Raw genomic sequence first — 2,655 nt, 5'->3', positions numbered from 1 at the left:
TGCGCTGGGGCGGCCTCATCTGGGACACCACACCCGAGGACGGCGTCATCAAGCTCGAGGCCGCGGGCTGGTCGTCATACCTGGTCAAACGCCACGACACCCACGGAGAGTTGCGCGGCCGCGGCCCGTACACGTTCCAGGACCCGTGCGTGATTATCCGCGACATCTGGGCGTACGCGCAGGAGCAGCCGGACGGAAACCTCGGTGTGGTCGTCGACGCCACCACCTCGAACGCGAAGGCGGGGACGCTTGAGGAGCCGTGGCACTCCTACTGGTACGAGACTCCGGAGCTCGCCGACCTGGTCGACGACCTCGTCTCCGAGACCGGCGCTCCGCAGTACACCAACGCCTGTAACTACCAGTCCAACGGCACCATCCGCCGCCGTCTCGTCCTGGGCTATCCGCGCCTGGGGGCCCGCCGCAAGGACATCTCCTTCACCACCGGCGTGAACATCGTGTCTTCGCCGCCGGTTGGCTACAGCGGCGACGACTTCGCCAACGTGATCATCGGGACGGGGTCGGGGGAGGGGACCGCGAAGCGGTTCGCCGTCGACCCCGTCCGCGACGGGCGCCTGCGCATGGAGTCCGTCCTCGCCCTGCCCACCGTCAACGGGAACGACGTACTGGGTCGGCGCATAGCCCGGGAGCGCAAGCGGCGCCAGATCATGGGCCAGGTCGTACAGATCACCGTCCGGGACCACCCGGCCGCGCCGCTCGGAGCCTGGCAAATCGGCGACGACGTGTACGTCGCCGCTCACACCCCATGGGTGTCCTTCACCGGGTGGGCGCGCATCACCGCCGACTCCTACAAGCCCGGCGACAACCCCGACCAGGCGACCCTCACCTTGGCGCGCGCCGACTCTTTCCACTACGGCTCGGAGGCATCCTGACCATGGCCAACTCCGTGCCCGGAGAGATCGCCCGCCTGAGACGTCAGATCACGGAGGTCCAGAAGGGAGCCCGCGTCGCCCACGGCGCGAGCGTCGAAGATGCCGCGATCATCGTCAACGACGGCGGCGGCAGCATTCGCACCATCGTCGGCCTCCAGCCGGACGGCACAGTCGGCGTGCAGGCCGTCAACGGCCCCCCACCCCCGGAGCCCTCAGCGCCCATCGTCGCGTCCGTCATCGGCGGGGTGAGCGCCGCCTGGGACGGTCTGTTCGCCAACGGCGCGATCATCCCGATGGACTGGAACCGGGTCGAAGTCCACGCCTCGATCCTGGCTGTCTACGAGCCGATCGCGGCGACGCTCGTCTCCACCATCGAGACGGCGCAGGGCGGCACGGTCATCGCGCCGTGCGATACCCCCGTCTACGTGCGCCTGTTGGCCCGCAGTGCGTCCGGCACCGCGTCCGTCGCATCCGCTACCGTCGGCCCGCTCGGCCCGGCCCCGGTGGTCGCCACCGACATCCTCGACGGCATCGTCACCACCCTGAAGCTCGCCGACGACGCGGTCACCGCAGCGAAGGTCGCTACCGCAGCGATCGACGCGGACGCCCTCGCGAACTCCGCCGTCACCGCAGCGAAGATCGGCGCCAACGCCGTCATCCTCGGCAAGATCGCATCCGGGGCCGTCAACCTGAACACCCTGACCGGACCGCTGTCCGACCTGGCGACCCAGCGCTACGCCGACTACTTCCGTGACCCCACCATCTGGGCCAAGCTGTCCGGCTCCGGCACCTACATCGTCGACCCAGCAGCGACCGGCACGCCCTCCGGCGGGGGCGTCCTCACTGCGACCGGAGACACCCAGCTCGCCGGAACCACCCTCATCCCGCAGGACACCGACACCCTGTACCGCGTCATGATCCGGGTGCGGGCCACTGCGCAGGACCCCTCCGGCCCGGCGACCATCTACGTCGGCCTGGTGGGCGTCGCCGACGACGGCACGACTCTGGTCAACCGTGCGGGCGCCAACGCCACGTCCATGCACTACTACTGCTGCACCAACGGCGGCACGGTAGCCACCGCCGACGGGTGGAAGGTGTACGTCGGCTACATCCAGGGCCACTCCGGGGTCGGGGTGACCGCACCGGCAGGGCCGAACGCCGACCCGCGCGCGCCCGGCACCACCCACGCCGATGTCCGCTACCTGCGGCCCACGGCCTGGCTGAACTTCGGCAAGACGACGGCCGCGGTGATGGAGGTGGAGGCGTTCACGGTGGACCCGCTGCGCACCGGCGTCGTGAACTCCACCAACCTCGTCACCGGCAGCGTCACCGCGGCCGCCATCGCGACTGACGCGGTCACGGCGGGCAAGGTAGCGGCCGACGCCATCACAGCGCGGGAGATCACAGCAGGGTCCATCAACACGGCCGAACTCGCGGCCGGAGCGGTCACGGCAACGACGATCGCCGCGGACGCCGTCACGGCTGGGAAGATCGCCGCATCGCAGATCGCGGCCGTGCACATGACGGCCAACTCGATCGAGACCGCCTCGATAGCCGCGGAGGCCGTCAACGCCGGGAAGATCGCGGCAGGGGCCGTGACCACGGCGAAGTTGGACGCACTCGCGGTCACCGCAGACAAGATCGCGGCGAATGCCATCACCGTCGGGAAGATCCAAGCGGGGGCCGTGGACGCCGCGGCCATCGCCGCCGACGCCATCACCGGAAAGACCATCACGGGCGGCACGATCACCGGATCGCTCTTCCA

General features: G+C 69.9%; 2 pseudogenes. Both read left to right on the top strand.

Features of this window, described 5'->3' with window-relative positions:
* A pseudogene (locus ABD378_RS43690) lies at window positions 1–890 on the top strand (hypothetical protein); the annotation flags it as partial.
* Window positions 891–892: 2 nt separating this feature from the next.
* A pseudogene (locus ABD378_RS43685) lies at window positions 893–2,655 on the top strand (hypothetical protein); the annotation flags it as partial.

This window comes from Streptomyces rectiviolaceus, assembly GCF_039533825.1.
Taxonomy (GTDB): Bacteria; Actinomycetota; Actinomycetes; order Streptomycetales; family Streptomycetaceae; genus Streptomyces; species Streptomyces rectiviolaceus.
Note: the sequence above shows the minus strand (reverse complement) of the source record. Positions and strands in the feature narration are given on the sequence as shown.